Source organism: Lysinibacillus sp. RC46 (genome assembly GCF_041262385.1).
Taxonomy (GTDB): Bacteria; Bacillota; Bacilli; order Bacillales_A; family Planococcaceae; genus Lysinibacillus.
Genome location: NZ_JBGCCF010000017.1, coordinates 1 through 25,807, shown reverse-complemented (window position 1 = coordinate 25,807; position 25,807 = coordinate 1). Strand labels below are relative to the sequence as shown.

At 37.7% G+C, this 25,807-nt stretch carries 24 protein-coding genes and 8 tRNA genes; 29 read left to right on the top strand and 3 right to left on the bottom strand.

Features of this window, described 5'->3' with window-relative positions; genetic code table 11:
- Positions 1-220 precede the first annotated feature (220 nt).
- Entirely contained in the window at positions 221-1,381 is a 1,161-nt protein-coding gene (locus ABH966_RS15830) for an MFS transporter (RefSeq protein WP_370079961.1), read from the bottom strand.
- Between the two features lie 695 nt (positions 1,382-2,076).
- On the opposite strand from ABH966_RS15830, the gene ABH966_RS15825 reads away from it, so the two are divergent.
- Entirely contained in the window at positions 2,077-2,214 is a 138-nt protein-coding gene (locus tag ABH966_RS15825) for an Lmo0850 family protein (protein WP_370079959.1), read from the top strand.
- Between the two features lie 64 nt (positions 2,215-2,278).
- Here the strand turns inward: ABH966_RS15825 and ABH966_RS15820 are convergent, their stop codons facing one another.
- Positions 2,279-3,466, bottom strand: coding sequence for an FtsW/RodA/SpoVE family cell cycle protein (locus ABH966_RS15820; protein WP_370079957.1), 1,188 nt, complete (start codon positions 3,464-3,466; stop codon positions 2,279-2,281).
- Between the two features lie 384 nt (positions 3,467-3,850).
- On the opposite strand from ABH966_RS15820, the gene ABH966_RS15815 reads away from it, so the two are divergent.
- The 8 genes from ABH966_RS15815 (at position 3,851) to ABH966_RS15780 (ending at position 13,243) form a co-directional block, all read left to right on the top strand.
- The gene (locus tag ABH966_RS15815; protein ID WP_370079955.1) at positions 3,851-4,606 is read left to right on the top strand and encodes a hypothetical protein; all 756 of its coding nucleotides are present in this window, start codon (positions 3,851-3,853) and stop codon (positions 4,604-4,606) included.
- Positions 4,607-5,179: 573 nt separating this feature from the next.
- A complete protein-coding gene (locus ABH966_RS15810; protein ID WP_370079953.1) occupies positions 5,180-6,259 on the top strand; it encodes a D-alanine--D-alanine ligase in 1,080 nt (359 codons plus the stop codon).
- An 11-nt stretch (positions 6,260-6,270) separates the two neighbouring features.
- Positions 6,271-7,638, top strand: a complete 1,368-nt coding sequence (locus tag ABH966_RS15805; RefSeq protein WP_370079951.1) for a UDP-N-acetylmuramoyl-tripeptide--D-alanyl-D-alanine ligase — start codon at positions 6,271-6,273, stop codon at positions 7,636-7,638.
- 85 nt (positions 7,639-7,723) lie between these two features.
- A complete protein-coding gene (locus ABH966_RS15800; protein WP_370079949.1) occupies positions 7,724-8,416 on the top strand; it encodes an alpha/beta hydrolase in 693 nt (230 codons plus the stop codon).
- Positions 8,417-8,767: 351 nt separating this feature from the next.
- A complete protein-coding gene (gene cshA / locus ABH966_RS15795; protein WP_370079947.1) occupies positions 8,768-10,327 on the top strand; it encodes a degradosome RNA helicase CshA in 1,560 nt (519 codons plus the stop codon).
- Between the two features lie 288 nt (positions 10,328-10,615).
- On the top strand, positions 10,616-11,095 hold the full coding sequence (locus ABH966_RS15790; protein WP_370079946.1) for a PH domain-containing protein: 480 nt from the start codon (positions 10,616-10,618) through the stop codon (positions 11,093-11,095).
- Positions 11,088-12,554: a PH domain-containing protein gene (locus tag ABH966_RS15785; protein ID WP_370079944.1), complete on the top strand. Its 1,467-nt coding sequence runs from the start codon at positions 11,088-11,090 to the stop codon at positions 12,552-12,554. The genes ABH966_RS15790 and ABH966_RS15785 overlap by 8 nt, the downstream gene beginning before the upstream one ends.
- Positions 12,555-12,667: 113 nt before the next feature.
- Entirely contained in the window at positions 12,668-13,243 is a 576-nt protein-coding gene (locus ABH966_RS15780; protein WP_370079942.1) for a GNAT family N-acetyltransferase, read from the top strand.
- A 91-nt stretch (positions 13,244-13,334) separates the two neighbouring features.
- On the opposite strand, the gene ABH966_RS15775 is transcribed toward ABH966_RS15780, so the two are convergent.
- Positions 13,335-13,955 carry a rhomboid family intramembrane serine protease gene (locus ABH966_RS15775; RefSeq protein ID WP_337988590.1) on the bottom strand — a complete coding sequence of 207 codons (621 nt, stop codon included), beginning with the start codon at positions 13,953-13,955 and terminating at the stop codon, positions 13,335-13,337.
- Between the two features lie 64 nt (positions 13,956-14,019).
- On the opposite strand from ABH966_RS15775, the gene acpS reads away from it, so the two are divergent.
- The 20 genes from acpS (at position 14,020) to ABH966_RS15675 (ending at position 25,564) form a co-directional block, all read left to right on the top strand.
- Entirely contained in the window at positions 14,020-14,373 is a 354-nt protein-coding gene (gene acpS, locus ABH966_RS15770; RefSeq protein ID WP_370079939.1) for a holo-ACP synthase, read from the top strand.
- 479 nt (positions 14,374-14,852) lie between these two features.
- On the top strand, positions 14,853-15,962 hold the full coding sequence (locus ABH966_RS15765) for a LolA family protein (RefSeq protein ID WP_370079937.1): 1,110 nt from the start codon (positions 14,853-14,855) through the stop codon (positions 15,960-15,962).
- Positions 15,963-16,181: 219 nt separating this feature from the next.
- Positions 16,182-17,303: an alanine racemase gene (alr, locus tag ABH966_RS15760; RefSeq protein WP_370079935.1), complete on the top strand. Its 1,122-nt coding sequence runs from the start codon at positions 16,182-16,184 to the stop codon at positions 17,301-17,303.
- Between the two features lie 334 nt (positions 17,304-17,637).
- The gene (locus ABH966_RS15755) at positions 17,638-17,901 is read left to right on the top strand and encodes a hypothetical protein (RefSeq protein ID WP_049663444.1); all 264 of its coding nucleotides are present in this window, start codon (positions 17,638-17,640) and stop codon (positions 17,899-17,901) included.
- Between the two features lie 4 nt (positions 17,902-17,905).
- Entirely contained in the window at positions 17,906-18,256 is a 351-nt protein-coding gene (locus tag ABH966_RS15750) for a type II toxin-antitoxin system PemK/MazF family toxin (RefSeq protein WP_370079933.1), read from the top strand.
- 471 nt (positions 18,257-18,727) lie between these two features.
- Entirely contained in the window at positions 18,728-19,129 is a 402-nt protein-coding gene (locus ABH966_RS15745) for an anti-sigma regulatory factor (RefSeq protein WP_370079931.1), read from the top strand.
- A gap of 12 nt (positions 19,130-19,141) precedes the next feature.
- Positions 19,142-20,137 (top strand): PP2C family protein-serine/threonine phosphatase, encoded by a 996-nt coding sequence (locus ABH966_RS15740; protein WP_370079929.1) that lies wholly within the window; start codon positions 19,142-19,144, stop codon positions 20,135-20,137.
- A 65-nt stretch (positions 20,138-20,202) separates the two neighbouring features.
- The gene (locus ABH966_RS15735) at positions 20,203-20,538 is read left to right on the top strand and encodes an anti-sigma factor antagonist (protein WP_370079927.1); all 336 of its coding nucleotides are present in this window, start codon (positions 20,203-20,205) and stop codon (positions 20,536-20,538) included.
- On the top strand, positions 20,535-21,005 hold the full coding sequence (gene rsbW / locus ABH966_RS15730) for an anti-sigma B factor RsbW (protein ID WP_370079925.1): 471 nt from the start codon (positions 20,535-20,537) through the stop codon (positions 21,003-21,005). Before ABH966_RS15735 ends, rsbW begins: the two co-directional genes overlap by 4 nt.
- Positions 20,983-21,768: an RNA polymerase sigma factor SigB gene (gene sigB / locus ABH966_RS15725; RefSeq protein WP_370079923.1), complete on the top strand. Its 786-nt coding sequence runs from the start codon at positions 20,983-20,985 to the stop codon at positions 21,766-21,768. The genes rsbW and sigB overlap by 23 nt, the downstream gene beginning before the upstream one ends.
- 147 nt (positions 21,769-21,915) lie before the next feature.
- Positions 21,916-24,090 (top strand): Tex family protein, encoded by a 2,175-nt coding sequence (locus ABH966_RS15720; RefSeq protein WP_370079921.1) that lies wholly within the window; start codon positions 21,916-21,918, stop codon positions 24,088-24,090.
- Positions 24,091-24,238: 148 nt separating this feature from the next.
- On the top strand, positions 24,239-24,700 hold the full coding sequence (locus ABH966_RS15715; RefSeq protein WP_370079919.1) for a SprT family protein: 462 nt from the start codon (positions 24,239-24,241) through the stop codon (positions 24,698-24,700).
- 80 nt (positions 24,701-24,780) lie between these two features.
- Positions 24,781-24,857: transfer RNA gene (locus ABH966_RS15710), tRNA-Asn, on the top strand.
- Position 24,858: 1 nt separating this feature from the next.
- Positions 24,859-24,930: transfer RNA gene (locus ABH966_RS15705), tRNA-Glu, on the top strand.
- A 36-nt stretch (positions 24,931-24,966) separates the two neighbouring features.
- Positions 24,967-25,042: transfer RNA gene (locus tag ABH966_RS15700), tRNA-Asp, on the top strand.
- Between the two features lie 5 nt (positions 25,043-25,047).
- Positions 25,048-25,122 (top strand) — tRNA-Gln (locus tag ABH966_RS15695).
- 15 nt (positions 25,123-25,137) lie between these two features.
- Positions 25,138-25,210, top strand: a tRNA-Lys gene (locus tag ABH966_RS15690).
- A 67-nt stretch (positions 25,211-25,277) separates the two neighbouring features.
- Positions 25,278-25,363: transfer RNA gene (locus ABH966_RS15685), tRNA-Leu, on the top strand.
- Positions 25,364-25,389: 26 nt separating this feature from the next.
- Positions 25,390-25,466: transfer RNA gene (locus ABH966_RS15680), tRNA-Arg, on the top strand.
- Between the two features lie 24 nt (positions 25,467-25,490).
- Positions 25,491-25,564: transfer RNA gene (locus tag ABH966_RS15675), tRNA-Gly, on the top strand.
- Positions 25,565-25,807: the final 243 nt, after the last annotated feature.

Below are 25,807 nucleotides of genomic sequence, written 5' to 3'. Positions count from 1 at the left end.
TCGCTTTTGCACAGATAAAACCCTTTTGCTGTCACTACGCTTTCGCGCAAAATACATTTGTTGGCCCAAAGCCTCCGGTGGATGTCACGGAAATCGGAAAGGAGTTCTTTGCGTAAGCACAAAGCCGATTCCAGATGAGGCATAATTGATGGATCCAATATCCCTTGTTGTGTTCTATAAACTTCGAATTACTATTAAGTTACGGCTTTTTATCAACAAATTATTCAAGTCGTAAAGATTTATTTGATGCTTTAAAAATAAATATTAAACTTATTGAAACGACGGCTATTGCTGCTGAAGTATAATAGCCTAAACTAGATTGCATTGTAAATAGCCAAGTGAAGAATAGTGGACCTAGAATGCGTCCTAGGTTATCCATTGAATAGGAAAGACCTGCAGCAGTCCCGTATTGACCACCAGATTCTTTAGTTGAAAGAGATACGACGCATGTTCTTGCGAGCGCATTTCCTGCTGTGAAAACACAAAGGGCAAAGCCTGCCATAAATAAGTTAGCTGTTAAAGTGAATAAAAGCATACCCATAGCTGTGACAATTTGTGCACCTATTAACCAAGTTGTCTCGCTTCCATTTTTAATACGTCTAACAACACCGCCTTGAATAGCTGCATCTACAAAGCCACTAAACATAAACAAATAACCAATTTGTAACGGTGTAATTTGAATTCGATCAATTTGGAATAACTGGAACGTTGCTTCTACTCCAGCCAGCATAAAAGTCACTAAAAATGAGAACATAAATAAATATCGCACACGGTACTGCAACATTTTGGCCGCACCCTTTGGCACAATGGCACGTTTATTTGTATCTTTTCGTTTTGTAGGTTCTTTTAAAACGAAACTTGCATAAATAAATAATAGTGCAATTAGTGTTGCAGAAGCGATAAATGGTAGTTGCAGGCTATAGTGTCCGAGCATACCGCCAATTGCAGGACCAAAAATAAAACCGAGCCCGATGGACATACCCATGAAACCCATATATTTATTGCGATCCTCCTCACTTGACATATCTCCTACAAAGCCTGTCACAGATGTGTATAGTGCACCTGAGAATAAACCACCCACAACACGTGAGAAGTACAACATTGCTAAATTATCAATAAATAAAGAGAAAATAACAAAACTTAAGCTAAAACCAACTAGGCCTATTAATATAAGTCGCTTACGACCTACCTTATCGGACAGCATACCCCAAAATGGTGCAGTGAAAAAACTTGCAAGCGAGTACACTGTAAGTAGGCCACCTACGTGTAGTTCATCCCAATTTTGCTGAACTACAACCTCGGGTAAGACCGGTATAATAATTCCAAATCCTAGGTAGACGAGGAATTGAACAGACATTAATAATAAAATTGCCTTTTTCATATAGTACCCTGCTTTCATACGATATTTTAGTATGTATATTCTACCTCTCTTGTTATTGTTATTACAAGAAAGCGGAAGTCAAAACAATTTATGTTTAATGGCTTATTACTAAAAGTAGGGGATGACATTTGCTAAAACGTTAATGCTTGGAGACTTCCCGGGGACAATGCAGTAGAGAAAAGAGGTTAAAACAATGTATAAAAAACTGCAGACTGTTAACAATGAATTATATTGATACTAAAAATTTAATAACGAGTTTAAAGTAACTAAATGGACTCACTCCATTTTTAATTTTTTGTATCGATTGTCGCATAGTGTATTAATTTATCTCTGGGGTATACTACTAGAGGGTATGTCAGTATTTTAATTTTTTATGTTTAACTTTTGCTGTTTAATGGTAAATAAGTTTATAGGAATGACATTTATTAACACGTTATAGTTGATTGGAGTGGAGACTGGAGCGTCAGCACAAAGCGCCCAGCCGGAACGGAAATCAACTTCACGCTTTGATGATGAGATGGTAAATAGTATGTTAAGGAAAAATTTACATTGTAACAAAAATGAAAAATTTTAAAGCGAAGTTAAATGGTATGATAGAAAGAGATTAACTCGTCAGACATCATACGCTTGCAAAAACGAAACTTTTTTGGAAATAAAACGTTATATAAATTCGAGGAAAGATTGAGGTGGAATGTATGAAAAAAGAAGTAGATTTGAAAAAGATTGTTTCGAATTTATCTAAGTTGGGTGTAAAAGCCACTGTAACAAAGTCTCGACTTGAACTTTTAAAAGTGCTCACACCACCAACGCAAACACCGCAAGTTCAAGCTTAACTCGTTTTACAAATAAGAATGGGTAGTCTCTGTAATTGAGACTACCCATTTTTTATGTCCATAATTAATCATCATCATCATGAGTGGTAAACATGTAAGTACGGTAGTGGAAACGCATACTGAAAACAAGACCGAGGGCTAGAGCGTTCCCCATCAATGAACTTCCTCCATAACTGATAAACGGTAGGGGAATACCGGTAATAGGTAATAACTGAATAGTCATACCGATATTTTCAAATACGTGGAATGTAATCATTGCAATAATACCAGCACATACATATGTTGAGTATGGATCTTTCAATAATAGTGTAGTTTTTGTTAAATGATAGATTAATAAAAAGAAAATACAAATAACGATACTAGCACCAATAAAACCCCATTCTTCTCCGATAACTGTAAAAATAAAATCGGTATGATTTTCGGCAACGTAAACTTCACGACTACGGAAACCTTTACCGAAAATTTCACCTGAACCAATGGCGTTTAGGGAAGTAATTAAATGGTATCCATCACTAGAAGAATATGAATATGGATCTAACCAAGAATAGATTCGAGCAAATTGATATGGTTTAAAGCCGAATGTTTTCTCTAAAAAACCCTGCATATAGAGTGCCATCCATACAAGAGAACCACCTACTATAGCGCCACCTAGAAAAGTTGGTAAAATAATTTTCCACGATATACCTGCTACAATGACAACGGCAGCTGTAATGGCAAAGAATACCAATGCTGAACCGAGGTCAGGTTGCTGCATAATAAGAGCTAAAGGTAGTAACAGTGTAACACCGATTTTACCTAACAATATAAAGTCTGTTTTTAATGATCTAAAAGAATAGACTTCGTTGTGCTTACTAATAAGTCGAGCAAGTGCTAAAATGTAAAAGGTTTTCATAAACTCAGAAGGTTGAATATTTCCAAGAGGTGTATGATACCAGCTTTTTGCACCATTAATTTTTGCACCGATTTGTCCTGTTCCTTCTGGCATGAAGATAAGTAGTACTAATAATACGATGCCTGCCCCGTACATATACCAAGACATTTTTTTATATTGGTCAGGTTCAAAAAACATAACTATTCCAATAATTACTGAGCAAATGACGTACCATCGCAATTGTAAAGGAACATAGTTAACACCATACTGACCTGATGTTTGAGCCGACGCAATGGCTAACAAACTTATGACTAGGAAGGTTAAAAGTATAAAAGCGAGCGTCCAGTCAAAACGATTCGCGAAATTTCGTTTATTTTCCATACAAGCCACCTATATTAAAATAGTATCTCTTAATGAGTAAATTTGATTTAAATTAATTCCAATTCAATATACTACCAAATATATTTAAAAAGTGCATCCTCAAGAGGCAAATATCAAACCGAAGTGAGCGTGTGAACAAGGGGGCTCAATACTTGCTTTTGATTTAGAATCCTCTCAGATATTTGTAAGAAATGAATAGAATTATATTCTTTCTAAATGTGCTCATTCCGAGTAGTTAAAAAACATATATGCAATAGCATCTTTAACATTCATATTATAACGTAAAAAACACTTTTACGCCTGTGAATATTGTTATGACGATTATTAGCATTAAATGTTTCAAAAATTCCTGTTTAGTTTTATAATGTAGTGAAGAATGGGGTGATGGTTGTGGGTAAAAAATTGAAGTCAGCTGAAGATTTTATGTTTCATATTTATGTTCATATGAATGAGGTCGATAAATTTGTTGTTTTTAGCGGGCTTAAATTCTCGCAATTTGTGGCTGCACTTGAACCACTTCATCACTTACTGTTATTGAAACATTCCTATGAAGATGGTTCCTTTAATATGCATACACAGTTGGATTATATACCAGAAGAGGAAGTACCTCAGTTTGTAAAAAAATCTACCGAATCCAAAGAATTGTGTTGGATAGACTTTATGGATGAGAAGAGGCTAGACCAACTAACACCGATGGAACAAGGGGAATTACTTTACATAAGTCATAAAAAGGAACCGATTACTTCGCCATTTTTTAATAAATTACAAAATCGATTTGTCTACTATTCTTCAGATTTAGAGAAAATGACTAAAATTTATTTTCGCCATTTAAGCGATTCAGATTTACTCATAGCTAATGTTTTGAACAGTTTGATTCGTGAAAAGGAACGTAGCACTGGTTTTTGGCGAAGGAAGGCGAAATCGAGTATTCCTGCTATTTCACCGGAATTTTTGCGTGCCTATCGTTCATTTGCTAAAGATGGGGCACTGTTATCATTGTATCGAATTGAAAAGCCTAAAGTAGCTTACGGTCTCGAAATTCGCAATCTGTCAGAGTATTCCTTCCCTGATGAGGTGTGGGATGATTTAAAAAATACAATTTTGAAAAATGAGCACGATGAATTGATTTATATTATTTAACTTCTTTCAGCGGGTATCCAAACACCCGCTGAAATAGAGGAACTCAGTCTAAGAACGCCACATCCTGTGGCAACGACTGAGTGACCAACATCGGTGCTGCTGACGCTACGTTAGCACTACGCTTTCGCGCAAAAAACATCTGTTGGCCTAAAGCCTCCGGCGGATGTCACGGAATCAGAAGGGAGTTCAATAAAGGATGTTAGCCTAAAATCATCGCATCCATGCGATAACGGCTAACTGACCTGCATCGTGCAGGCCTAAGCACGAAGCTGATTCCTGACGCAATTATGCCTAGGCATAATTGATCTATTCATTTGTACGTAGAATGAATATACACTAAATCTCACCGTCAAAATTACGGTGAGATTTTTATCGTCATTCAGTAATTGTTTTAATGTTTGTAACGAAAGTAAAGAGTTAGCTACAAATGCTTTATGTAGCGAAAGCAAAGCGACAGCTACAAATGTTTTATGCAGCGACAGCTACAATTACGGCAAGTCGAAATTGATGTCATTTGTCAAGACGTTTCATGATAAACTAATAGTACTCAAGAAGTATGCGGAGGGCACAAAAATGAAAAAAAGAATCGGTTTATTATACGGTGGAAAGTCAGCGGAGCATGAGGTGTCATTATCGACAGCACGTGCAGTCACTGGAGCTTTGAATTTCGAGGAGTATGAAGTATATCCGATTTTCATTACCCTTGAAGGAGAATGGCGCCGCGGTGAGCGTCTAAAAAAACCTGCAAGTACAATTGAAGAATTACAATTTGGTGATGATAACACTATATTAGAAAATAATATTACAAATTTTTTAATGGATAAAGATGGTAAAACTGTACAATTCGATGTAATTTTCCCATTACTTCACGGTACTAATGGTGAAGATGGAACTGTTCAAGGTTTACTTGAGGTTCTAAATTTGCCGTATGTAGGAAACGGTGTGTTAGCATCAGCGACAGGCATGGATAAAGTAATCATGAAGCAATTATTTGAAATTGCCGGCTTACCACAAGTACCGTATACGTACTTCATTCGTAGCGAATGGGCTAATGAACAGGAGGCTATCCTTGCTCGTTGTGAAGAAAAGTTGGCTTGGCCGATGTTTGTGAAACCTGCAAACTTGGGATCAAGTGTCGGAATTAACAGGGCAACAAACCGCGATGAATTAGTGAAGGCTATCGAAATAGCTTTACAGTATGATCGTAAAATTGTAATTGAGCAAGGTATTGTTGCTCGTGAAATTGAACTAGCTGTGCTAGGAAATGACTTCCCGGAAGTTTCTGTACCTGGTGAAATCAAACCAGTAACTGAATTTTATGATTATGATTCTAAATATAAAGATGGCTCGACAGCCCTTATTATTCCAGCAGAGGTTCCTAAAGATACTGTATCAAGCTTACAGGAGCTTGCAAAGCGTGCGTTCAAAGCTATTGATGGAAGCGGTTTAGTTCGTGCGGACTTTTTTGTGACAGCCGATAACAGCATTTATATTAACGAAGTGAATACAATGCCAGGTTTTACACCTGTTAGCATGTATCCTCTTCTATGGCAACATACAAATGTAAGCTACCCAGAGCTGATTAATCGTCTGATTACACTAGCAATTGAGCGTTTTGAAGAAAAACAACAGCTTCACTATAAAAAAGACTGAGTGGGATTATTGTGAAAAAAACATTAAAGCAGTTAGCTACATGGTTAAATGAGGATGTACCAGCTTTTGGTGACTCGGTAGTATCAGGAATTTCCATTGATACACGTACAATTCAACAAGGGGACCTGTTTGTACCATTTCGTGGTGAGACGGCCAATGGTCATAAATTCGTTCAGCAGGCTATTGAAAAAGGAGCAGGTGCTTCTCTTTGGCAGAAAGATGAACCGAATCCACCTCAAGGTGTACCATTACTCTTTGTAGATGATCCAGAAGTGGCGCTTCAGCAAATGGCTCGTGCCTATCGTAGTGAGCATAAAGCGAAATTTATTGGCATTACTGGTTCAAACGGTAAAACATCAACAAAAGATATTTTAGCGGGAACGCTAACACCATTTTTTAAAGTACAAAAGACCATTGGGAATTTTAATAATGAACTAGGTTTACCTATTACGGTTTTACAGCTAGATGAAGATACGGACGTTGCTGTGCTTGAAATGGGTATGAGTGGTTTTGGTGAAATAGAATTTTTAACGAAACTTGCTCGTCCACATATGACGGTGATTACAAACATTGGCGAGGCTCATATGCAAGATTTAGGCTCACGTGCCGGAATCGCTAAAGCCAAGTTTGAAATAATTCAAGGAATGCAACCGGATGGCGTGCTATTTTATGATGGAGATGAACCGCTGCTTCAGGAGCTAGTTGCAAAAGAGCAGCAGTTAAATGCAGTGGCATTTGGCTTAGAGCATGACAATCTATTGTATGCAGACAATATTGAAGCAACTTCTGATGGTAGTGGCTTCTCTACACATGGTGTGATTGAAGGAGATTTCTTTATTTCCGTTCTCGGGAAGCACCAGGTGAAAAATACATTAGTCGCTATGTTAATTTCTCAAAAGTTAGGTTTAAACGATGACCAAATTCGTGCATCCTTAAAACAAGTAGCTCTAACGGATATGCGCATGCAACAAGTGAATGGATCAAACGGGGCATTGTTTATTAATGATGCATACAATGCTGCACCAACCTCTATGAAGGCGGCTATTCAATTTGTAGCATCGACAACGATCCGCCCAGAAAAATGGCTTGTGTTAGGTGATATGCTTGAACTTGGCCCAAATGAAAAACATTTCCATGAAGATTTATCGAAGGATATTCATGCAGAAGAAATTGCTTATGTATGTTTATTTGGCCCAAGAATGGCTTATTTAAATGAAGTCTTAAAAGAGCGTTTTGATGAGGAACATTTGCTATATGTTGAGGATGATTATACGCCAATTATCGAAAAACTACAGCAAGCTAACGAGGAGGCTATCGTTTTACTAAAAGGCTCTCGCGGTATGAAATTAGAAACAATCTTACGTGCATTCACGTCATAAAATGAAACAAGGAATCGGTGGGATACTCTTTCACCGATTCTTTAAATTCTTGATTTAAATGAGTTACAATTTAGAGGTGAAAAAAATGTCAGTAGGTGTGTTATGTATACATGGATTTTCAGGCGGGCCTTATGAAGTAGAACCTTTTACTACCTATTTACGTACGCATATAAATTGGCTGATTGAAGAACCTACTTTGTCAGGACATGGGGAGGAATTGCAAATGCGTGGTTTCACTGCCAAGCATTGGCTAATGGATGCCGAGCTCGCTTTTCGTGCTCTTGCTAAAAAAGTAGACGAAGTAATAGTAGTTGGGTTTTCAATGGGTGGCATTATAGCGCTCTATTTAGCTAAACGTTATAAAGTGAAAAAGCTTGTATTACTAAGCGCAGCCGCCAAGTATGTGAGTCCGAAGCAACTAGTCAAAGATTTTAAAATGCTTGCCACTGAGGCGTATCATCGTAATCTGTCTAGTAATGAATTGTTTTTACGGTACCGGCATAAATTTAATCATGTGCCACTATCGTCAACGATAGAATTCATGAAGCTTGTTCGAATGGTGGAGCCGTATTATAAAGATATTAAAATTCCGGTGTATATTGTACAAGGGAAATTAGACGGAATAGTACCATATCACACGGCTCAATTTTTATATGATCAAGTAACCTCAAACGATAAAACTTTGTATTTTTCTGATAAAGGGAAGCATCATATATGTTATGATGAAGATTGTTCTGAATGGTTTTCTTACGTTTTGTCGTTTTTAATGAGTGCGTAAAGTAGTCAGATTATTACGACTCATGCGTTATCGTTGCATACGTTTTAATCCCATGTTAGACTAGTGTAAGCAATGGATACATTTTGTGCGAAGACTCTTCATATTTGATTGAAGAGTACTTTTTTTTGAACACAACGGTTTTATTCTAAAGTGAATAATTACGACAGAATCAAACCGCTCGGTAAAGACCGGGCTTTCCTTTTCATATAAGAGAGCTCTATGTGACCATCATATAGAGAAAAATTTTAAGTAACGGAAACGTTCCAAAACACAGGCTCGAATTTGCCGACAACTTCATCTGAAAATGTAACCATTTGTCAACTTAAAAGCAGAAAAAGGAGATTGAGAAGTTTGACAAATTTTTCAGAATTAAATATTAGCGAATCTACATTACGCTCAGTAAAGCGTATGGGATTTGAAGAAGCAACACCAATCCAAGAAGGTACTATTCGTTTTGCAATTGAAGGCCGTGATGTATTAGGTCAAGCGCAAACAGGTACAGGTAAAACTGCCGCTTTCGGGATTCCACTTATCGAAAAAATTGACCCGAAAAACCCTAATATCCAAGCATTAGTAATTGCTCCAACTCGTGAATTAGCGATTCAAGTTTCAGAAGAGCTATATAAAATTGGTTATGATAAACGTGTAAAATTGTTATCAGTTTACGGTGGTCAAGAAATCGGCCGTCAAATCCGTGCACTGAAAAATAAACCTCAAATTATCGTAGGTACACCTGGTCGTATTATTGACCATATTAATCGTCGTACTTTAAAACTAGAAGATGTTCAAACATTGGTACTTGATGAAGCTGATGAAATGTTAAATATGGGCTTTATCGATGATATTAATTCAATCTTAGAAAATGTGCCTTCTGAACGTCAAACATTATTGTTCTCAGCAACAATGCCACCAGCAATCCGTAAAATTGCTGAAACATTTATGCGTGATCCAGAAATCGTAAAAATTAAAGCGAAAGAACTAACAGTTGATAACATCGATCAATATTTTGTGAAGTCTGCTGAGCGTGAAAAATTCGACATTTTATCTCGTTTATTAAACGTTCACCAACCAGAACTTGCGATCATCTTTGGACGTACAAAACGTCGCGTGGATGAGCTTGCACAAGCATTATCAATCCGTGGTTATCTTGCTGAAGGAATCCATGGTGACTTAAGCCAAGCAAAACGTATTTCTGTGTTACGTCAATTTAAAGAAAATAAAATTGATATTCTTGTGGCAACAGATGTAGCTGCTCGTGGTCTTGATATTTCTGGTGTAACACATGTTTATAACTTCGATATTCCTCAAGATCCGGAGTCTTATGTTCACCGTATTGGTCGTACAGGTCGTGCAGGTAAATCAGGTCTTGCAGTAACATTTGTAACACCACGCGAAATGGGTTACCTACGTATTGTAGAAGAGACAACGAAAAAACGTATGACACCACTTCGTCCACCAACAACTGACGAAGCTTTAGTTGGTCAACAACGCCTAGCTTTGGAAACACTAGAAGGTCTTATTGCGAACAACAACTTAGGTGATTATCGTACACTTGCGACAGAATTACTTGAAAACCATGATGCAATCGATGTTGTAGCTGCTGCACTTCGTTCGTTAACAAAAGAGCCAGATGACTCGCCAGTAACAATTACTGAAGAACGACCATTACCAATGCGTCGTGAGCGTTCTAACAACCGTGGCGGTGGAGATCGTGGACGTGGCGGTAACCGTAGCTTTAACGGACGTCGAGAAGGCGGACGTGGCGGAGATCGTCGTGGAGGAAGTGGCGGAGATCGTCGTGGAGGAAGCGGCGGAGATCGTCGTGGAGGAAGCGGTGGAACTCGTCGAGAAGGCGGACGCCGTGAAGGTGGACAAGGTCGTTCACGCGCACCACGTCGTCACGAAGACTAATTTTATCTTCATGGAAATGATTAAACCTTACAGTCAAAATGGCTGTAAGGTTTTTTTTTAACTTTTTTCAGCAGGTGTCCAAGCACCCGCTGAAATAGAGGAAATCGGTCTAAGAACACCACGTCCAGTGGCAATTCATCTGTGCGAAAGCGAAGCGACAGCTACAAATGTTTTCTGCGCGAAAGCGAAGCGTCAGCGGCAATTACGCCAAGGCGAAAATTGATATAATTTTGAAACAAAATGATTACTGATTACGTATACGTAGTTAAAGAAAGAGAGGGAACGACTTTGAGAACAGAACCAATGCATATGATTTCTAAGAAAGGGTTAACAGTGTGGCGTTTATATGGTGTATTGCAAACATTATTACTTTTGATTGTAGCGGCGTTTGCATGCTACGGCACATATTATTATGAATGGCCATCATATATTTATTTCATTGCCGTTGCTGTAGTCATACTTAGTGCTGTCCTATCCACTTATTTATTTCCAAAGATAAGATGGGAACGCTGGCGCTATGAGGTGCGTGACAATGAAATCGAGGTGCAACATGGTTTATTCGTTGTTAAACGTACACTTATTCCAATGGTGCGTGTACAGCATGTTGATACGACGCAAGGACCGATATTAAAAAAATATGGTTTAGGTAATATTTCAATATCTACAGCAGCAACTGTACATACAATTCCTGCACTTGTAATGGACGAGGCTGATAGGCTTCGTGCACGTATTTCGGAATTAGCAAGGGTGGCGGAAGATGATGTCTAAGGAAATTAATCGTTTACACCCGATATCGGCTGTTATCGCGAGTGCAAAAGCATTAAAAAGTATGATTTTTCCGTTAGTTGTTATTATCATAACTAATGGTTTTCACTTCTCCTTTAATTTCCATAGTGATAATTTTTGGCGGACGATTTTCTTATTCGGTATATGGGGAGTAGGGGCCTTACTTGCGCTTGTTAGTGGCATTGTTAAGTGGCGTACCTTTGTATATTGGTTTGAAGATGGAGAATTGCGTGTAAAGTATGGTTTATTCGTTAAAAAGAAACGTTATATCCCATTTGAACGTATTCAGAGCTTAAATTATAATGAGGGTATTTTTCATCGATTATTTGGCTTAGTAAAAGTTCAGGTTGAAACTGCGGGGAGTAAGGATAGAAAGCCTGAGGTAGAGTTAACGGCTATACGTAAGGTAGAGGCAGATGTCATAGAGCTAGAAATGCGTCGTGCAAAGAACCAAATAAATGAACAGATGAATGATGAACAGTCGCTAATAGAGGAAGTACCAGTTCCAACTATTTATCATATGTCGATACGTGATTTGCTTATATTGGCCATAACTTCAGGTGGAATTGGGTTTGTTCTGTCCGGGGTAGCAGCATTTATCCCTCAGATTTCAGAAATAATCCCATATGAGGAAATTTTTAACGAGCTAGCTGACTTTGCGAAAATTGGTGCATTTTTAGTTGTACTAACAGTGATATTCAGCCTAATTCTGGCATGGTTTGTGTCATTTGTTATTACACTGTTCAATTATTACCAATATACAGTCCGAATTGAAGATGAAAAGCTTATTATTACAAAAGGGCTAATTGAGAAAAAACGAATTACTTTACCGTTAAATAGAATTCAGGCGATTCGTATTGTAGAGAATCCAGTGCGCCAATTATTTGGCTTCGCCACAGTTGTCGTTGAGAGTGCTGGAGGAAATGGTGGAGAAGGAAATGATAAGAAAATTACTCTGTTCCCACTTATTCAGAAGCAGGATTGTTTGGGAACGCTAGAGCAACTTTTTCCAGATATAAATTGGCGTCCAGAATTTATTTATTCACCAGAACGAGCTCGTCCATTTTTTTACCGAATTGATTTTGTTTGGCTCATACCTATAATTGGTGCATGTAGTTACTTCTTATATCCGTATGGGTTGCTTTCGTTATTATTAATTCCATTAACAATAGTAATGGGTATTTGGCAACATAAATCAGCTGGTTATATGATCGATGGAAAGCAACTAACTATGCAATATCGTGTGTTCAGTCGTACTACATTCTTTATGGAGAAAAAACGCATACAATCTATTGGGACTACTCAAACCTATTTTCAAAAAAGAAAGAAGGTTATGTCTGTAAAAGCAACGGTCATGTCAGGTATGACCGGTATGGCAGGGAATGTACGAAACTTAGAGCAGCAAGATGCTGAAACAATATTATCTTGGTATGAACATTGAAAGCAAGAGTTTGGCTAATCTTTACAATTAATAGGAGGATTAGCCTTTTTTATCTATAAATATGCAAATATACTGTTTATAATAGAATAAATCAAACAAAAGGGGTGGTAATTTTGTTTAAGTATGATATTAATAAGAACACGTATTTAAAATTATTGGATTTAAGTGACGTAGATGAATTATTCGCGTTGACGGATCGTTCGAGAGATACGTTGCGTGAATGGTTACCTTTTGTAGATGATGTGAAAACAGTAGAGGATACAGAGCGATTTGTAAGAGGTGCGATGCAACAATACGCAGATAATAATGGCCTACAAGCGGGGATCTATTATGAGGGGAAGCTTGCTGGAGTGATTGGCTATCATCAAGTGAATTGGCAACATAAATGGACAAGTATTGGATATTGGTTGGGGGACGAATTTGTTGGTAAGGGCTTAGTCACAAATTCTATGAAAGCATTTATTGATTATGCCTTTAGCTATTTAAAATTAAATCGCATTGAAGTGCGAGTAGCGGTAGGGAATATTCGAAGTCGTACAATTCCAAAAGTGTTAGGGTTTCATGAAGAGGGACGTTTAAGAGATGCTGAGTGGCTTTATGATCATCATGTAGACCAAGTTGTCTATGGCTTAACAGCAGTTGAATGGAAAAAAATAAAGGCAGCGAAAGAGGATACGGTCGCACTTTGAAATTGACGAATTGTATATCACTCTAGTATAAAAATAAGAGGAGCAATCCGTGATGATAGCTTATCACGGAGGATTGCTCCTCTTGTACTTATTACTTACCCGCCATCTTTTGTTTACGCCAGCTTAAAATTCTTTTTGGATGTAAGTAAACGAGTCCAAGAAGGAAACCTGTTACTAAGCCGCCTAAGTGAGCATAGACATTCACATTTGGCTGTAGGAAAGTCATGATAACACTGATCACAATGATGGGCAAAATAAGTTTACGAAGCATCGGCATTGTACGACGTGTATAGTAGACAAGCGCTCCGAAAGCACCGAATATTCCGAAAACAGCTCCGCTTGCACCAAGACTTTGATAGCTACTATCATAAAGTAAATAGGTTGCCATGTTACCTACAATACCAGACATTAAATAAATTGTAGTAAAACGTACCTTGCCAGCAATTCTTTCAAGCTCTGGTCCGAATAAATACAATGAAAACATATTAAAGAAAACGTGCGAAAAGCCAGCATGTAAAAACATTGCAGTAAAAACACGCCACCATTCACCAGATCGTATAAGGAAGTTCGATTGAAATCCGTAATTCAATACATTTTCTCCTACTCCAGGTAAAATAGTTAGTACATAAACAATTAAATTAACCGCTATTAATGTTGAAACAATCGGATAATACTTTGTATATTGCTTAAAATTTTCTGTTCTACTAAACATAACTCCACCTCAATTTACAATTATTATACATGGCTTTTTAGAAATAGGAAAAGGAGAAGTTCAAATGATTAAAGGAATTGGTCTTGACATTGTAGAAATTGACCGTATTGCTAAAGCAATAAGAAGAACAAATAAATTTAAAGATCGCATTTTAACTGAAAAGGAAAGAGTTTTGTTTGATGCACATTCAGAAACTCGTAAAATAGAATTTTTAGCTGGACGATTCGCTGCAAAAGAAGCATTTTCAAAGGCATTGGGAACTGGTATTGGTGAAGAATGTAAGCTTCATGATATTGAAGTTTTAAGAGGGGAAGCTGGAAATCCGGTTTTATATTTCAAAGGACAGCTTGCAAATGGATTTGTAAGTATAACACATTCTAAGCAATACGCTGCGGCACAAGTAATATTATTACAATAAATAATGATAAACAAAGCTTGCGCCATATAAAATATTAAAAAAGCTCATCACCAAAAGTTGTGGTTGACATTTTTAAAACGTATACCATTTAGATAAAGTTAATTGGAGTGAAGACTGACGCCCCCAGCCGGAGCGGAAATCAACCCTACGTTATGGTGATAAGCTAATCAATTATGCCTTGGCATAATTGGGTCTGGAATCGGCTTTGCTTGCACAAAGAACTCCTTGCCGATTCCGTGACGTCCGCCGGAGGCTTTAGGCCAACACGAAGTTGGTCACTCAGTCGTTGCTACAGGACGTGGCGTTCTTAGACTGAGTTCCTCTATTTCAGCGGTTGTCCAAATATCCGCTGAAAGAAGTTAAAAGAAAAATAAATTTCTGAGTGAAGATAAATATATTGCCCTTGTTCAAATGACATAACTGACAAATACGGTTCATATATTGTCGTAGTGGATTTGAAAGAAGGAAAGGGTGAAAGCGTGGGCAACCGAATAGTTAAATGGCTCGTCTTATTTTGTACGATATTACTTTTATCGGCATGTGGTACAGACTCACAGGAAAAAGTGTTGAAGAAAGTTAATGGGAAATGGGCAGAAGCAAATGGTTATGAGTTGAATGCTACGATGGAGATTAAATCTGGTGGAGATCCCAAAAAATATGATGTAACAGTTTGGCATACGAAACCTGATTTTTATCGAGTAGAAGTAGTAGAAAGTGGGAAAGATGTTTCACAAATGATAGTGCGAAATGCAGATGGAGTTTTTGTTGTGACACCTACATTAAACAAAATGTATAAATTCCAAAGTGATTGGCCCAAGAAAAATAGTCAAGCTTATTTAATAGGTGCACTAGCAGAAGATTTAGCTCAAGATAAAAATTTAGTCATGAAAGAAGAGGACAAAGCATATATATTTGAAGCGGCTACTAGAAATAGCTATAAAAATAGTATGCCTCATCAGGTTATAACAGTTGATAAGAAAACAATGCTTCCTACTTCCGTAGTAATTATGAATGATGTAAAAGAAGAACAAATTCGTATCACATTTAAAAATATTAAATTAGGTGTTCAACACGCTGCTAAAGAGTATGCGGTTGAGCAATTTACAGAATCAGATGAAACAAAAGGTGAACAAGCTACACCATCAGAAAAAGATAAAAAAGATAACAAAGACAACAAAGACAGTAAGGAGAGCAACAATAACCCGAATGGAAATGAAGAGAAAAAGGCAGTAAGTGCAGAAGCCGAAAATAAAGAGTTCCAAACACACTACCCTGTTGTAAATTTAGAAAATACGAAGATGGTGGAAGAGAAAGTTATGCGAGAGGGTGGAATGGACCGTGTCATCTTAACATTCGACGGTGACAAGCCATTTACTGTCATGCAACAGCCAGTTTCGAAAGAGGCTGCTATGTTGCCAGTATCGTCTCCTGGTGATCCGGTAGATTTAGGCTTTACGATTGGTGCTATTACCGATACCTCTATTAGCTGGGAAAAGGACGGCGTTGAATTCTTTGTAGCCTCTAGTAAATTGACTCGTGAAGAAATGGTGCAAGTAGCCACTTCTATGACGATAGGTAGTATGAAATAATTTTTCTAGCTACAGCTTTCTATATGGAAAGCTGTAGCTCGTTAAGTAAATAAGTACAGTTTTGAAGAAAATTAACACTGTTTAGAAGTTGTTAAGTCATATATGATAAAAGTTATGTAGAAGATTAGTCTAAAATAGAACGAATTATGTAAAAATAGTATAAAAAAGGCAATTTATTCAATACATAATGTTTTAATAAAAAATAAAGAGGGTATTCTAATGGAGACACAGCAATATTTTAGACCAACTAAAGCAGTAGTAGACTTACAAGCAATTCAACAAAACGTAAAAAATTTGAAAATGCTACTTCGACCTAATGTTCAAATTATAGCTGTCGTAAAGGCAAATGCATACGGTCACGGAGATGTAGCCGTTGCAAAAGCAGCACTTGAGGCAGGTGCAACAATGCTTGCAGTGGCAACGCCAGATGAAGCATTACATATTCGAGCACATTTTGAAGAGCCAGACATACTAATATTAGGTGCCTCTTCAGTTTCATTTGCACCATATGCTGCCCAACAGCGCATTATTCTTACGGCATTTGCAAGTGAATGGGTACAGCAAGCGGCTCCGTTCATAGCTAATGAAGCAAGTCCTTTACGACTACATATTAAAGTAGATAGTGGAATGGGCAGAATTGGCGTTCGTTCAGAACAAGAATTATTGGATCTATATCAAACAATACAAAATACAGTGAATGTGGAGCTTGATGGGATATTTACACATTTTGCGACTGCGGATGAAGAGGATACTTCATACTTTGATAGACAAGTACAATTTTTTGAGAAATGTGTAACTGCATTGCCCGAAAAACCTAGACTTGTTCATGCATCAAACACGGCTACATCTTTAGTAAAAGATGCACATTTACAATTTGATGCTGTTAGATATGGTATATCGATGTATGGATTATCACCATCTTCTTATGTAGAAAGTATTTTACCATTTCCGTTACAGCCAGCGTTTTCGCTTGAGAGTGAGCTTGTTCATGTGAAACAGTTACAAGCAGGGGATTCAGTAGGCTATGGAGCTACTTTTGAGGCTCCTTCGGATATGTGGATAGGAACAATACCAGTAGGCTATGCTGATGGGGTGATTCGTAAATTAGGTGGACAAGAAGTACTAATTGATGGACAAAGAATGCCGATTGTTGGACGAATTTGTATGGACCAATGTATGGTTGCCTTGCCTAAAGCATATGCTATAGGTGAGAAGGTAACACTCATTGGTCCTCAAGGACATGATGCTATTTCAATGAATGAATGGGCAGCAAAGCTTGAAACCATTAATTATGAAGTACCATGCATTATTACAGCGAGAGTTCCTAGATTATACATTTAATCTGGACTTAACCTAAAAAGTTACTTAAGGATTTTGTTATAGGCGGTCTTAAATAGTTTTGACATTTAAATTTGGATAAATGAATACTATATCTAAACACTAAACAACTTGGTAAATAACAACTATAGAAGATTTACTAAGAAGCTGATTCATTCATATTTTGTAACGAATTGCAAGGTGAATATTCGGCAAATACCTTCGACAACCTACATATTTTTACAACTTGGACTTTAAATTGTCAGATATTTTGTCATTTCGTGTCTTTTCAACAATATCTTTCAATGGTAGAATGGGTAGTAATGAAAAGTGGATGGTTCCGTTGGAGGTGCTTGCTGTGTACGAGAAAAAGTTAAGAGAAGCTACAATTGCTGTTCAGGATAGACTGTTTCTACAAACAAAGGAAGTAATTGAGAGTGAATCTTTTGCGCGTATTTTGTCGCGCAAAGTTTTAATGCAGGAGCAACCAAATCAAATACGGGAAGCTATGATGAAAGGATATGTTGAAATGTCTCATATAAACCTGAGTATTGCAAGTGAATGCTTGCACGCAGAATATGAAGCACAACATACGGTGGAGCGTCTCGTTAGCGGGGGATGACACTTTGAATGTAAAACGTGGTGACGTTTTTTTTGCAGATTTATCGCCGGTAGTTGGGTCCGAGCAAGGGGGCACTAGGCCGGTGCTAATTATTCAAAATGATATTGGCAATCGATTTAGTCCGACTGTCATCATCGCAGCTATCACTGCACAGATTCAAAAAGCAAAATTACCGACGCACGTTGAAATTAATGCTGAAAAGTATGGTTTTGAACGTGATTCGGTTATTCTGCTCGAGCAAGTGCGGACGATTGATAAGTCAAGATTGACAGATCGTATTACGCAACTTGACAATGCGTTGATGGAGAAAGTTGATGGTGCATTGATGATTAGTTTAGGGCTTGTTAAATTTTGATATACATATGTGTATAGTGGCATCGAGATGAATTTTCATCTCGATGCTTTTTTATCTTTATTCAACAATATTTTCTGTGCGAAAGCGAAGCGACAGCAACAAATATTTTCTGTGCGAAAGCGAAGCGACAGCAACAAAAGTTTTCTGTGGCGACAGCTACAATTCCGTCAAGGGGAAATTGATATTGTACTCTCAAATACTTTATTACCATAAATTGAAATCGTTATTCAAAAATGGTATTAATAGATTTAAGATATACTCAAGATCTATATTTTGAATAGATTTTTGAAAAAATATCGAGAGGTTTAAGAAAATAAAAATAGAATTTTATCATCGTTCAGCAACAAGATTGTCTGTGCGAAAGCGTAGTGTTAACGTAGCGACAGTTCAATTACGCCAAGGTAAAAGTTGATAAGATGATCTGAATTAAAGTGTAAGAGTATAACTCCGAAAGGAATTGGGGGGGCGACAGTGACAATTAAGTCTTCGGTTGAAATTATTACTGAGTGGGATATAGTAGCAGCAAGACAACTGGGGCGTGACGAAGCAAAGGCGCTTGGATTTGACACTGTTGATCAGGCACGAATCACCACAGCTATAAGTGAACTAGCCCGAAATATATATTTATATGCAAGGATAGGTGTCATTGAAATTGAAAAAGTTGAGACAGACACTGAGAAGAAGATAATTGTTATTGCAACTGATCAGGGTCCAGGAATAGAGGATGTTCGGAAAGTGATGGAGGATGGCTATTCCACTTCAGGAGGGCTCGGTGCAGGTTTACCAGGCGTTAATCGATTGATGGACAATATGGTTATTCAATCGATTGTAGGAGAAGGAACAACGATAAGAGCTGAAAAATGGCTGCGTTAGGATGTGGAATTTTTGGAACAATTAGAATCACAATATAAAAAGATTTTGTCAGATTATATGACCGATCAAACTGAAAAGAATTTGTATATTGCTCAAAATTTCATTCGCCAGTTAATCCAAAAGAATATATCTCCAGAGGATGTTGTAAGTGTCCATAAAAACGCAGTTGAGAAACTATTTCCATGTAGAATGAGTGAAGAACAGCTCGCATATGATTTTCTTATCGAAGTTATGGTGCATTATGGAATGGCTCATAGGGAGCACCAAAGTTTATTACAAAAACAAGCAGAGTATGAGATGGAAATGAAAATCGCTACAAACATTCAGAAAACATTACTTAAAACAGACGTACCACAACTTTCAAGTATTGATATAGGAATGATATCTATCCCAAACCGGAAGATGAATGGAGATTATGTACATTTTTTATATAATCGAGAGGATTATTTGAGTGTAGCTGTGACAGATGTGGTAGGTAAAGGTGTTCCCGCTGCATTATGTATGACTATGGTGAAATACGGTCTTGAAACGTTAGAATATGCATATAAAGAACCTTCGTATGTATTAGAGGTCATCAATCGAGTAATTGAAAAGAGTGTAGACGACAGTATGTTTGTTTCTATGTTTTACGGTTGCTTGGATATGCGAAAGAGTATTTTTTCTTATGCTTCTGCAGGTCACGAGCCGGCCCTCCATTATTGCGCTAAACATAATGAATTTTTTCCTTTGGAATCGACAGGATTATTACTGGGGGTGTTGCCAGAAACGAAATATTCGTACAACGAAATTGTTTTGGAAGAAAATGATATCGTAATAATGATGACGGATGGTGTTACGGAATTCAGAACGCATGATGAAATGAATTCACGAGAGGTCATTACATCACTAATATTGGAAAATAAATACTTATCAGCTCAACAATTATGTAATCTCCTTTATAAGCAAATTGAAGAAATGCAGGATTTTAAACTATCAGACGATTTTACAGTTGCGATTATAAAAAAATAGGGTTTTAACCTTTGTAATTACGGGAATAGAAAAGCAGTCAAACAAATATGGTGGAGGTGTGCTATATGGATATGGCGATACACTTTAAAGAATTAGATAATAAATTATACGGATTTATTGAGGGCGAAATAGATACTTATACTGCTTCACGTCTTAGGGAGGAGTTAGAGGCAGTGAAAATTATTGAAGGATTAGAAATAGTGCTTAATTTATCGAAAGTTAATTATATGGATAGTACAGGGTTAGGTATTTTTGTAGCCTTTTATAAAAGAACGTTACGTGAAAACGGGAAAGTTAAACTTGTAGGTTTGTCGAATAGATTACAAAGGTTGTTTGAAATTACTGGTTTAAGCGATTTAATGGATATTGAGACTGATAAAAAGGTGGAATTACGAAAATGAAGGAATTTGATTATATTGAGATAAGGGTTCCTGCAAAACCGCAATTTGTCAGTGTGATTCGATTGACGGTTTCTGGCTTAGCTAGTCGGGTTGGGTTTAATTATGATGATATTGAGGACTTAAAAATTGCCGCAAGTGAAGCGGTAACGAATGTTGTACATCATGCATATAAGGACGAAGAAGAAGGAGAAATCGTCATTGGTTGCGCTTTGTATGAAAATAAAATAGAAATGATGATTGCAGATTACGGCAATAGTTTCAATTTTGAGGAAATAAAGTCGAAAGTTGGACCGTACCATCCTGAAGAGGGTATTGCGGGTTTAAGAGAAGGTGGTTTAGGGCTTTATTTAATGGAAACTTTGATGGATGAGGTGATGATAAATAACGATGGTGGCGTTACTGTTTTCATGACAAAGTATGTTGCTAGAGAGCAGGTGGAAAAAAATGTCGAAAGAATCACCACATAAAACTTCGTCCAAGGAAGATATATTAAGATGGATTGCGTTGTACCAATCAACAGAGGATGATGAAGCACAAACAAATTTAGTGATGCATTATCGATATTTAGTTGAGTCCATTGCACGTAAATATTCGAATGGTAGATCTCATTATGATGATATTGTTCAAGTAGGTATGCTGGGGTTGCTAGGTGCAATTAGACGTTTTAATCCTAATGTTGGTCGGAGCTTTGAAGCATTTGCTGTACCAACGATTGTTGGGGAAATTAAGCGCTTTTTACGTGATAAAACTTGGGATGTTCATGTACCAAGGCGAATAAAAGAATTAGGACCGCGCATTAAAACAACAGTGGAAGCATTGACAATTGAGTTGCAGCGTTCTCCATCTATTAAGGAAATCGCAGATCAATTAGAAGTGGAAGAAGAAGAGGTTTTAGAGGCTATGGAGATGAGCCGTAGTTATCATGCTCTTTCTATGGATCATTCAGTAGAGTCAGATTCTGACGGCAGCACAGTAACACTATTTGATATTATGGGTAAAGAAGATGACGGCTTTGAAATGACTAATAAAAGAATGATTGTTTCTGACGCTATGAGTATTTTAGATGAGAGAGAAAGAGAAATAATTCAGCTTACATATTTAGAACAACTCACTCAAAATGAAGTTGGGGAACGATTAGGGATTTCTCAAATGCATGTATCAAGAATACAAAGGAAAGCAATAAAAAAGTTACAGGAATTTATCTTAGTAAGTGATAGAGTTTCGCTCTGAAATTTTTGGAGCGAGGGGGTTGTTCCAGACGTAATTATGCCAAGGTATAATTGATTGAATAGTTTACTCTTCTTTTAGAGTAGACTATTTTTTTGCAATTTTAGTAAAGTGTAATGGTAAAATAAAAAGAAAAAAGGTAGTGATAATGTGGAACAAAAGCAAATTTTACAGCTCATTGCAAAGGATGTAGCTATTAAGTCAGGTCAAGCTGATGCTGTTATTAAATTATTAGAAGAAGGAAACACCGTGCCATTCATTGCACGTTATCGAAAAGAAGCTACTGGATCCCTTGATGAGGTACAGATTAAAGCTGTAGAGGATCGTTATCACTACATACAGCAGCTTGAACAACGCAAAGAAGAGGTTATACGATTAATTCAGGAGCAAGATAAACTAACACCTGAATTAGAACAAGCTATTCAAGCAGCAACTGTTTTACAGCGTGTAGAGGATTTATATCGACCTTATAAACAAAAACGTCGAACAAAGGCGACTATAGCGAAAGAAAAAGGGTTAGAACCTCTTGCGGATCTTCTATTAGAGTATCGTAGTGATGCTTTAGAACAATTAGCAATGGCTTTCGTAGATGAGGAGAAAGTTGCTAATGTAGAGGATGCGTTAGCTGGGGCTCGAGATATTTTAGCAGAGCGCTTTGCTGATGAAGCGGCAATCCGTGAAAAAATTCGAACGTATTCCTGGAAAGATGGAGTACTCGTAACAAGTGTTAAGAACGCAGAGACAGACGACAAAAACGTTTTCGAAATGTATTACGAATATGAAGAGCCCGTAAATCGTATTGTTCCGCACCGTATTTTAGCTGTAAATCGTGGTGAGAAAGAGGAAATTTTAAAAGTAGCAATTCATGTACCAATAGATCGAGTATTGATGATTATGTGGAAGGAATGGATTCCTGCTACAGGTTCTTCACCAGCAATTGCCGAGGTGAAGCTAGCGATAGAGGATTCGTACAAGCGTTTAATTCAGCCTTCTATAGAACGAGAGTTACGAAATGAACTTACTGAAAAGGCAGAGATGCAGGCTATCCACATTTTCTCTGAGAATTTGCGTAATCTTTTATTACAGCCTCCAATGAAAGGGAAGTATGTATTGGGTGTTGATCCGGCGTACCGTACAGGCTGTAAGTTAGCTGTTGTAGATGCAACCGGGAAAATGCTAGAGGTTACAGCCATTTATCCACATCCGCCAAAGCCAGATGTAGCAAAATCGAAAGCGGTTGTGAAAGAGATTTTAGCAAAATACCCAATAACTATAATTGCTATTGGTAATGGTACTGCCTCACGCGAAACAGAACAGTTTATAGCAGATGTATTGAATGAGCTTGAAACTGATACGGCCTATGTTATTGTCAATGAAGCAGGGGCATCTGTTTATTCAGCGTCTGAAACTGCTCGTGCAGAGTTTCCTGATTTACAGGTAGAACAGCGTAGTGCGGTTTCTATTGCACGTCGTTTACAAGACCCGTTGTCGGAGTTAGTAAAAATTGAGCCCAAAGCAGTTGGAGTAGGTCAGTATCAGCATGATGTCTCTCAAAAGAAATTGACGGAGTCCTTAACATTTATAGTAGAGACAGCTGTTAACCAAGTTGGTGTTGATGTTAATACAGCCTCAGCTTCGCTACTGCAATACGTTTCTGGATTATCTAAAACGGTTGCGGAGAATATTGTGAAGGTACGAGAGGAAAATGGACAATTTACTACACGTACTCAGCTAAAGAAAATTCCGCGACTTGGTGCTAAAACGTATGAACAAGCAATTGGTTTCTTACGTGTTCCAGGAGCAAAAAACGCATTTGATGCTACGGGCATTCACCCCGAAAGTTATAGTGTAGCCGAACAGATTTTAGAGGTAGCGCAAATTGATAAAAAAGAGCTTGGGATGCAGAAGGCAGAGGAGGCCATTGCAAAACTAGATGTAGAAAAATTAAGTGAAGTTTTAGATATTGGAGTTGTCACAATTCAAGATATTGTGGATACATTAATGAAACCAAGTCGCGATCCACGTGATGCATTCCCTCAGCCTCTGCTGAAAACAGATGTTTTAAAAATGGAAGATTTACAAGTTGGGATGGAATTACAAGGTACAGTGAGAAACGTAGTTGATTTCGGAGCGTTTGTAGATATTGGCGTGAAGCAGGACGGACTTGTGCATATTTCAAAATTACAAAAAAGACGGATTAAACATCCATTAGAAGTTGTTGCTCTCGGTGACATTGTGACTGTTTGGGTAGAACAAATAGATGTCAAAAAAGGCCGCATTTCACTAACGATGCTACCTCCTAAAGATCAAACTATTGAAGCGTAATCAATTTCGCATTGGCGCAATTGTATTTGCTTTGCTGCCACTACGCTTTCGGTACAGATAAATTACTATCCGTTAATGCGGGATAAATCAATACCACACTGTCTATACTACGCAGTGTGGTATTCTTATTGTTAGAGGTGATATAGATATGAACAATGAGGAACTACAAAGTCTTGTTAGTCGAATATCATTAGAAAGTTTCCAGAAGCCATTCATGCATCGAGCATATTTTAATTCAAGGCTACGTTCAACAGGTGGACGTTATCTCTTGCAATCGCACAATATTGAAGTTAATCCAAAAGCTTATGAATTGTATGGTATTAGCGAAGTAGAAGGTATAGTTCGACACGAATTATGTCATTATCATTTACACTTGGAAGGCAAAGGGTATCAGCATCGAGACAAAGATTTTCGAGAGCTATTAGTCAAAGTGAACGCTCCTCGTTTTTGCTCAGTATTGCAAATCCCTAAAACATCTCAAAAAAAACAACGCCGACTTTATACATATACATGTGTAAAATGCCAACAATTATATGTAAGGAAAATTAGAATGAATGTGGGGAAATACTGTTGTAGCAAGTGTTTAGGACGTTTAAAACTAGTGGAATAAAAAAAGGGTTGACGTTCGTTATAGATGTCTCTATAATAGTAAAAGTCGACAAGATAACGACGGCAAAATATATGAATTATTCCGAAGTAGCTCAGTTGGTAGTAGCACCTGACTGTTAATCAGGTTGTCGCAGGTTCGAGTCCTGCCTTCGGAGCCATGGCCCCTTGGTCAAGTGGTTAAGACACCGCCCTTTCACGGCGGTAACACGGGTTCGAATCCCGTAGGGGTCATTTCATTAGTTTAATTCATAAAAATATAGTAACATTGGTCCCGTGGTGTAGCGGTTAACATGCCTGCCTGTCACGCAGGAGATCGCCGGTTCGATCCCGGTCGGGACCGCCACTTATTGGGGTATAGCCAAGCGGTAAGGCAACGGATTTTGATTCCGTCATGCCTAGGTTCGAATCCTAGTACCCCAGCCATTCATTTCTTAATATGAGCCATTAGCTCAGTTGGTAGAGCATCTGACTTTTAATCAGAGGGTCGAAGGTTCGAGTCCTTCATGGCTCATCTTTTTTAAGAAAAAAGGTTGACTTTTTGAATTATCATAGTATGATAAGAAAGTTCCTAATTGAATGCGGTCGTGGCGGAACGGCAGACGCGCTAGGTTGAGGGCCTAGTGGGGGCAACCCCGTGGAGGTTCAAGTCCTCTCGGCCGCACCAAGTCAATTTATGGATTTATATAATATGCGCCCGTAGCTCAATTGGATAGAGCGTCTGACTACGGATCAGAAGGTTATGGGTTCGACTCCTGTCGGGCGCGCCATTTTAAATAAATATAATTTACCGCGCGGGTGTAGTTTAATGGTAAAACCTCAGCCTTCCAAGCTGATGTCGTGAGTTCGATTCTCATCACCCGCTCCAAAAAACTTTAAATAACTTGTTGACATACGAACTTTTATGTTGTACGATATAAAAGCTGTCACTACAAGATAATGACATGAACCTTGAAAACTGAACAAGCAAAACGTAATCAATAAAGTTTTTAGTAGCTAGCCTTAAGTTGGTGAACGAAACAAAATTTTGGACATCAAACATGATGCCAGCAAAACAATTTGAGCTAATCAAATTTCTTTTTATGGAGAGTTTGATCCTGGCTCAGGACGA

What these genes read in the sequence shown, in the direction of transcription:
- alr (WP_370079935.1), top strand. Translation starts at nt 16,182, where the DNA reads ATGGAGACACAGCAATATTTTAGACCAACTAAAGCAGTAGTAGACTTA.
- sigB (WP_370079923.1), top strand. Translation starts at nt 20,983, where the DNA reads ATGTCGAAAGAATCACCACATAAAACTTCGTCCAAGGAAGATATATTA.
- ABH966_RS15815 (WP_370079955.1), top strand. Translation starts at nt 3,851, where the DNA reads ATGGTTGTGGGTAAAAAATTGAAGTCAGCTGAAGATTTTATGTTTCAT.
- ABH966_RS15775 (WP_337988590.1), bottom strand. Translation starts at nt 13,955, where the DNA reads ATGTTTAGTAGAACAGAAAATTTTAAGCAATATACAAAGTATTATCCG.
- ABH966_RS15820 (WP_370079957.1), bottom strand. Translation starts at nt 3,466, where the DNA reads ATGGAAAATAAACGAAATTTCGCGAATCGTTTTGACTGGACGCTCGCT.
- ABH966_RS15715 (WP_370079919.1), top strand. Translation starts at nt 24,239, where the DNA reads ATGAACAATGAGGAACTACAAAGTCTTGTTAGTCGAATATCATTAGAA.
- ABH966_RS15825 (WP_370079959.1), top strand. Translation starts at nt 2,077, where the DNA reads ATGAAAAAAGAAGTAGATTTGAAAAAGATTGTTTCGAATTTATCTAAG.
- ABH966_RS15830 (WP_370079961.1), bottom strand. Translation starts at nt 1,381, where the DNA reads ATGAAAAAGGCAATTTTATTATTAATGTCTGTTCAATTCCTCGTCTAC.
- ABH966_RS15735 (WP_370079927.1), top strand. Translation starts at nt 20,203, where the DNA reads ATGGATATGGCGATACACTTTAAAGAATTAGATAATAAATTATACGGA.
- acpS (WP_370079939.1), top strand. Translation starts at nt 14,020, where the DNA reads ATGATTAAAGGAATTGGTCTTGACATTGTAGAAATTGACCGTATTGCT.
- rsbW (WP_370079925.1), top strand. Translation starts at nt 20,535, where the DNA reads ATGAAGGAATTTGATTATATTGAGATAAGGGTTCCTGCAAAACCGCAA.
- ABH966_RS15800 (WP_370079949.1), top strand. Translation starts at nt 7,724, where the DNA reads ATGTCAGTAGGTGTGTTATGTATACATGGATTTTCAGGCGGGCCTTAT.
- ABH966_RS15785 (WP_370079944.1), top strand. Translation starts at nt 11,088, where the DNA reads ATGTCTAAGGAAATTAATCGTTTACACCCGATATCGGCTGTTATCGCG.
- ABH966_RS15810 (WP_370079953.1), top strand. Translation starts at nt 5,180, where the DNA reads ATGAAAAAAAGAATCGGTTTATTATACGGTGGAAAGTCAGCGGAGCAT.